This window comes from Candidatus Poriferisodalis multihospitum (assembly GCF_028283155.1).
GTDB classification, from domain to species: domain Bacteria; phylum Actinomycetota; class Acidimicrobiia; order Acidimicrobiales; family Poriferisodalaceae; genus Poriferisodalis; species Poriferisodalis multihospitum.
On record NZ_JAPYOK010000085.1, the window covers coordinates 1 to 6,800 of the forward strand.

Below are 6,800 nucleotides of genomic sequence, written 5' to 3' on the forward strand. Positions count from 1 at the left end.
GTCACGATGTCGCTGCCCCGGTAGCCCGCCTGCGCGTACGGGCCGGACTGCCCGAACGGCGTGATCGAGGTGAGCACGATGCCCGGTCGCAGACTGCGCAGGGCCTCGTACCCAAGGCCGACGTGATCCAGATGGCCTGGCGGGAAGGCCTCGATCACGATGTCTGAGCTCGCTGCCAGCGCTCGGACCAACTCGATGTCATCGGCGCTGGGCGCATCCCTGCCGATATCGGCGATCACGCTGCGCTTGTTGGTGTTGAGGTGCAGGAAGAGCGGCGACTGCTCCAGGCTGTCCGCGCCGTGCGGCGGTGTCGCGGACGCGCCCCACGGGCCATGACGGCGGGCCGGGTCCCCGCTGGGCGGTTCCACCTTGATGACATCGGCGCCGTGGTCGGCGAAGAGCTTCCCCAGATACGGACCTGAGACCCCCGATGCAAGTTCCAGCACCCGGATGCCGGCCAACAATTGGCTCACTGCTGCCCCCTCGACCGGCTCCGAGGACCGGTCCTGACGGGGAGAGTATGGCCGATGACCTCCAGAGGCTCACCGGCCTGCCGGCCTTGTCAGTTCATGGATGCCAGGATCGGGGCCAGCGATTCCAACAGCGGCCCGACATCGTCGTCACTCTCCAGGCCCAGCAGGTTGGTTGTCAGCGCGATGCCGAGGTCGAACGCGGGCGCATATGCCGCAATGGTGCGAAAGCCCGGCACACCGCCACCATGGGTGTAGATGGTCAGACCGAGAATCTCGTCAGTCGAGATGCCCAGGCCGTAGCTGTTGGCAGGATCCGGGTGGCCTGCCGTCATGAGAGCGACCTGGTCTTCATCGAGGATGTCGGTCGCGAAGAGTCCTCGTATCAGCAGTGCCACGTCGCCGATCTGCGCTTCGATGCCGCCGCCGGTCCATCCCGCGGAACGGGCGAAATCGCTCGGCACGGTGCCGATGTCCACGAAGATGGCGTCGTTGTGAGTGATCTGGTTGTCGGTGGTGAGTCCCAGCAGCGGCCCCATCAGGTAGCCGATCGTGCCGCCGACGTACCCGTTCGCAGTGGGCTCGGGTGGGAACTCTTCAGGCGTGAGGTAGGTGTGCTCCAGAGCGAGCGGCTCGAACACGCGGGACCGAAGCTCCGCGGCTGCCGTGTTGCCGGTGACCGCCTCGATGAGCAGGCCCGCAGCGACGTAGCCGGTGGTGTTGTAGTAGAATTCGGTCCCCAGCTCCGCCACGGGTCCGTACGCGGCGGCAAATTCCAGGATTTCTTCAGGTGAGATCTGCTCGGCCAGCCGGGGCGCTGCGAGTTGGTAGAACTGCACGTCGAACGCGTATTCGACAAAGCCCGAGGTATGCCCCAGCAGGTCCCGCACGGTGACCGCGGCGGCGTGTTCGTATCCCGGTGCCCAGCCCTCGCCTAGGTACTGCACAACCGGCGCGTCGAGTTCGACCGCGCCTTCCGCGACCAGCTGCAGCACGACAGCAGCGGTGACCGACTTGGTGACCGAGCCGATGCGCACGTGGTGGTCGACGGTCAGGGGAGCGCCAGTCGCAATGTCGCTCACACCCCAAGCGAAGGTCATGGGTTCGGCACCGCCTTGCGTCATGGCCAGTACGAGGCCGGGCGCACCAGTGCGCTCCATCCAGTCCCCGATAGCAGCGCCGAGCGGATCAGCCGGCTCGGCCTCGGGTTCGGACTTGTTGCCGGACTCGCCGTCTGATTCGGGTTCGTCCTGCAGCCCTGCCGTCGTGAGCGGTACCGCAGCGGAGGTGGTGGCTGTCGGTACGGCAGTGGTCGCCGGAGGCGAAGCGGCATCCGTCGTCGCGGACGGGGCGCCCGTTGCCGGTGCTGGTGGCTCTGTGGTCGCGGGAGGCGGGGCGGTAGTCGTCGGCGCTACGTCATCTGCGCCGCTGCAGGCGGCTGTCAGCAGACCCAAACTCAGCAAGGCCGATGCGAGGTGCTTCATGTGAGCAGCGTAAGGGGTTGATATCTCTGCTTGGGCGAGCCGGAGGGGGTTGAAGTGAGTCTCGGAATGCTGCTCTTCATGCCGACGAACAGGTCATCCTGATCGACACTTTGAGGGACGCCCTCAACGAGTTGCTCCACGTGCAAACGTGAAGCGCCGGATACCAGCCAGCAACTGGCTCACTGCTGCCCCATCTGCCCGGCACTGCTGGCCCTCCCGACGGCGGTGCTCAAGCTTCTGATCGCTGTGTGCGGTTGGATCGATCCCGAAACCCTGCCGTGGCACAGATCAGTCCCCCGACAAGTGCCAAGATGCCAAACGAAGCGAGACTCAGGACACCGACACTGAACAATGCCATTGCTGCTGCGATGAGGGACGCACGCCGCCGTGAGGGACGCAACGCCGCGACCGACAACAGCACTCCGGCAGCAGCAACGTTGACGAAGAGAATAACAGTCAGCATGTTCCTCAGCACACTCAAGCCGCAGAAATCAGCTCATGCATTGGCGTGGGAAGTGTCGCCGATCTTGCCGCGGGTACTCAAGAATGAAGGCCTATCGGCGTCATCCTCCCCAGTATCCAGTGACTCGATGAAAGCTCAACAGGTCCGTACAACCGCCCCACGCCTGATGATTCCATTCATAGCGAACACTGCCATTGGACAAGCCTTGGACGTAATTCACGTAATACCGGTTCCAAGTGTCAACAGTTGCGCAGAATATGCCATTACGATATGTACCCGAGTTAACGGTCGTCGCTCCGTACTCGCAAGACAGATCGTGGTCCCACGAATGTGCAGTACGTTTCCAACCGCTAGGGCTGTACCAGCCCCAGCTCGCTGAGTGTTGGGAGTTAGTGGTACATGTGCCGTTGTAAGTCCACCTCACGCGAGCGGTTACAGACGTCACGTCAATTTGAGGCGGATCCTCGTAGTAGAGCTTCTGGTACGTTCCTGTCGTCCTACTCCTAGGTGCGCTATTGAGGGACGACGCTGTGTTTGTTCCTGACCTAGCCGCAGTTGCGCTCACCTCGTTACTGGGCGGACCGACACGAAAGCCCTGCAGCATCGCTTGGTTGCGCGTGAGGGTTGCTGATTCCAAGATCAGCTGGCACGTCTGGACATTGTGGGCAATTTGGCGCTCTACACGGACTGATCTAGTATCGACAGTACCCGGTAACTCTGTTTCACTGCCTGAGTAGATGCAGCCCTGTGATCCGTTGGGGCCAAGCAATCGCTCGCCGTTGAGTTGGAGCGTCGTTGACCCAGGAATTGTGTTCAGGAAATTGTGGCGAACCCAGTTGCCGTCGCGTAAGACAGTGACATTCTCGCCTCTCGCGAGTATGTCAACTGAGCTTTGTGCTGTTGCTGGCAGACTGCCGAGAGAAACTAGGCAGAACGCAGCGATCAGGGGAACTACCACAAAATTACGTCGGTATCGCACGATGCCTCCTTTGGCTCGTGGCCGTCGATGCGGTTGTTAAGCAGGAGCATATGTCACCTCCGAGGTGCTGAATGACCACCGGCGCGAGCCGGGCGAGCGTCGTCAGACCCAAGTCCAGCAGGACAGCTGAGAGGCGCTTCATGTGCGTTGTGCACGATTCGAAGGAATCGCATCAAGGTGTTGCCCGAGATCAGGGCGAGTCAGCCGCGCAGCCGGTACGGCAGACTGTGTTGCCGCTGGCGCCCCTGAGAGTGGGTTGACAGCGACACACCGCAGATGGACGCTGTGCGATCATCTGTCGTTGACTCTGCGGAGACGGGCCGCGGGCCGCACTGACAAGGGGATCGATGTGAATCTGGGAATGCTGCTCTTCATGCCAGCGACCATCGCTGGCGAACAAGTCATCCTGATCGACACCTCGACCGAAGCCGGCGGCGGTGCCGCCCGCGAGGTCACCTACCAGGAGTTGCTCGACAACGTCGCACGTACCGCCGGGATGCTGACCATGCTCGGCGTCGGGGTCGGCGACCGGGTCGGCGTCTTCGCCACCAACAGCGTGGAATGCGTCGAGGCCATCTTCGGCGGCGCATTCGTCGGCGCCACCGTGGTGCCCATGAACTTCCGCGCCGGCGCGGAGGAGGCCGCCCACCTGTTGAGCGACAGCGGCATCAGCGTGCTGTTCACCGAGTCCCGCTACAGCGATCTGATCGAGCAGAACAAGCCCGACGACCTCGAGCACGTCCTGGTGCTGGACGACCCGTCGTCGTATGCCGCCGCCCGCGACGAGGCGTTCGAGCTGCCCGTGCCCGAGGACGTCGACCCCGACGGGCTGTGCGCGCTGCTGTACACCAGCGGCACCACGGCCATGCCCAAGGGCGTCAAGCTCACCAACGGCGCTATCACGGGCTACGTCATGGGCACCAACGACGCCGCAACCGGCGAGGACACGGGACGCATGGCGGTCGCAGCGCCGCTGTACCACATCGCCGGGCTCACCTCGATGCTGAATGCCCTCTACAGCGGGCGGGTAGTGGTGCTGCTGCCGCAGTTCGAGGCGTCGTCGTGGATCGAATGCGTGCAGGCGCACTCGGTGACGCACGCCTTCCTGGTACCCACCATGCTCGCCCGGGTGCTCGAAGCTCCCAACTTCGGCCATGAGGCGTTCAGCGGCCTCGAAGCCATCACCTACGGCGCGGCGCCGATGCCGCCGTCGGTCATCCGCCGAGCCATCGACATGTTCCCGCCGAACGTGGCGTTCGCCGGCGCCTACGGGCAGACCGAGACGACGTCCACGGTGGCCGTGCTGGATCCCGACGACCACCGCATCGACGGCAGCGACGAAGAGAAAGAGCGCAAGCTGCACCGGCTCTCATCGGTGGGCCAGGTGCTCGAGGACGTGCAGGTTCGCGTTGTCGACGCAGACAGCGGCGAGGTCGTGGCGCCCGGTGTGATCGGCGAGGTGCAGCTGCAGACGTTCCGGGCCATGGACGGCTACTGGGGCAACGACGAGAAGACCCGCACGAGGGCTGGGTGCATACGGGCGACCTCGGCTACCTCGACGATGACGACTACCTATTCCTCCACGGCCGCACCGGCGACATGATCATCAGGGGCGGCGAGAACGTGCTGCCTGACGAGGTCGAGGCCGTGTTGTACGACCATCCCGATGTGCTGGAGGCGGCGGTTGTGGGCTTGCCGAGCGAGGAATGGGGCGAGCGTGTGGCGGCCGCCGCCGTGGTACGCCCCGACGCTGCGGCGTCGGGCGACGACTTGGTCGCCCACGCCCGCGAGCGGCTGGCGCCGTTCAAGCGGCCTGAATTCGTGCACCTCATGGACGAGCTGCCGCGCACCTCCACCGGCAAGCTGCTGCGCCGCGATCTCATCCCCATGCTCGACGAGCTGGGCATCTAAGGCCGGCTCAGGCCCGGTGCAGGGGTATCGGGACGATCATCTGCATCTGCTGGCGTGCGCGGCTGCACGCCGATCAGTGGACGTGCGCGCTGCCACGTCGATTGCCGATCTGCTGAGCATGATCGGCGAAGCCGTGCAGGGGCGAACAGCGGCCGCTGACCGAGATGCGTGGCTGCGCGCGTGGGGCTACGACGATGCGCTGCTCGCCGAGCGCCGCCACCCGACCGCCGCCGAGCTTGATGCCGTCACCCGCGATGTTCCAACCGTCCTGCATCACGTCACCGGTCATGTGGCGGTGGTGAACACGGCCGCGGGCCACGCCTTGGGCCTGACTTCAGGCGATGTGCTCGTCGAGCGTCAGGATCTGCTGGCAGCGGTGCCACGGGACGATCGCAGCGCGACGGTGGCGGGCGTCACGGAGGTTCTGGCCGACCTGGTTGCTGCGGGCATCACCGCATGCACGGACGCGACGCACACCAACGACATCGGTGCGCTGGAGCTGCTGGCAGAAGCCGCCGCTGAGGTGCCCTCCGTGAAGGTCACGGCGATGGTGGGTGCCGACCGACTCGACTCGTTGGAAGATCTTGATTTTGGCGAGACGGTTCTGTCGTCTGGGGGCGCGGCCGATGCTGGCGCGGTGCGGGTCGGGCACGCCAAGGTCATGCCGCCTCACGATGACGACAGCGCGATCGCCGACTTGGTAGCGGCGGCGCGCGCTCATCGATTTCCGGTCGCCGTGCACGTCATGGACATCGACACACTGCAAGCGACCTTGGATGCCTTGGAGGCGCACCCGCCGCCGCCGGCCGGGACGGCGACGAGCGAAGCCCGTCGCCCAATGCCCGACCGCACAGTGCCCGACCGCATTGAACATTGCGCGCTCGCACTGCCTGAACAGCTCGACCGCATCGCCCGGCTCGGCGTCGCAGTGGTGACCCAGCCCAGCTTCGTGACCCGGCGTGCGCAGAAGTACCGAGAACAGCTCTCGCCGACCGAGCAGGCATGGCTCTGGCCGCTGGCCAGCCTGCTGCGTCGCGGCATTCGCGTCACGCTGTCCTCCGACGCTCCCACGGTTCCCCCCGATCCCGCCGAGTGGATAGAGGCCGCCACGGGTCGAGATATCGCGCCAGCCGAACGCATCGACGCCGAGACCGCACGCCGACTGTGTATGGAAGCCGGCGCAGACCGTTGAGTACCCTGCCGCATCGCCGCTGCGAGCAGGGGGAGGACCCATGGCCGGGCCGATGGAAGGCATCCGCGTCGTCGAGCTGGGCGTGTGGATCGCCGGACCTGCCTGCGGCGGGATCCTGGCCGACTGGGGTGCCGACGTGCTCAAGGTGGAGACACCCGACGGCGATCCGTTCCGTTCGCTGGGCTGGCTGTTTCAGGGCGATGGCAACCCGCCGTTCGATCTGGACAATCGCGGCAAGCGCAGCATCGCTCTGGACCTGCGGCAGCCGGAAGGGCTCGCCGCGCTGCACTCCCTGCTGGCC

General features: G+C 65.2%; 6 protein-coding genes. 4 read left to right on the plus strand and 2 right to left on the minus strand.

Annotated features, from left to right (window positions below):
• Both VI480_RS08230 and VI480_RS08235 read right to left on the minus strand, forming a co-directional pair.
• A partial coding sequence (locus tag VI480_RS08230) for a CoA transferase (RefSeq protein ID WP_323672347.1) occupies positions 1 to 473 on the minus strand: 473 nt, incomplete at its 3' end.
• An 89-nt stretch (positions 474 to 562) separates the two neighbouring features.
• Positions 563 to 1,954, minus strand: a complete 1,392-nt coding sequence (locus tag VI480_RS08235) for a serine hydrolase domain-containing protein (RefSeq protein WP_323672348.1) — start codon at positions 1,952 to 1,954, stop codon at positions 563 to 565.
• A gap of 1,815 nt (positions 1,955 to 3,769) precedes the next feature.
• Here VI480_RS08235 and VI480_RS08240 point away from each other — a divergent pair.
• The 4 genes from VI480_RS08240 to VI480_RS08255 form a co-directional block, all read left to right on the plus strand.
• Positions 3,770 to 4,999 carry a long-chain fatty acid--CoA ligase gene (locus tag VI480_RS08240; RefSeq protein ID WP_323672349.1) on the plus strand — a complete coding sequence of 410 codons (1,230 nt, stop codon included), beginning with the start codon at positions 3,770 to 3,772 and terminating at the stop codon, positions 4,997 to 4,999.
• A complete protein-coding gene (locus VI480_RS08245) occupies positions 4,927 to 5,307 on the plus strand; it encodes an AMP-binding enzyme (RefSeq protein ID WP_323672350.1) in 381 nt (126 codons plus the stop codon). The genes VI480_RS08240 and VI480_RS08245 overlap by 73 nt, the downstream gene beginning before the upstream one ends.
• A gap of 16 nt (positions 5,308 to 5,323) precedes the next feature.
• Positions 5,324 to 6,499: an amidohydrolase family protein gene (locus VI480_RS08250; RefSeq protein WP_323672351.1), complete on the plus strand. Its 1,176-nt coding sequence runs from the start codon at positions 5,324 to 5,326 to the stop codon at positions 6,497 to 6,499.
• Positions 6,500 to 6,539: 40 nt separating this feature from the next.
• On the plus strand, positions 6,540 to 6,800 hold a 261-nt coding region (locus VI480_RS08255), incomplete at its 3' end, for a CoA transferase (RefSeq protein WP_323672352.1).

Coding starts and splice junctions, on each gene's coding strand:
- VI480_RS08235 (WP_323672348.1), bottom strand. CDS start 1,954: ATGAAGCACCTCGCATCGGCCTTGCTGAGTTTGGGTCTGCTGACAGCC.
- VI480_RS08240 (WP_323672349.1), top strand. CDS start 3,770: ATGCCAGCGACCATCGCTGGCGAACAAGTCATCCTGATCGACACCTCG.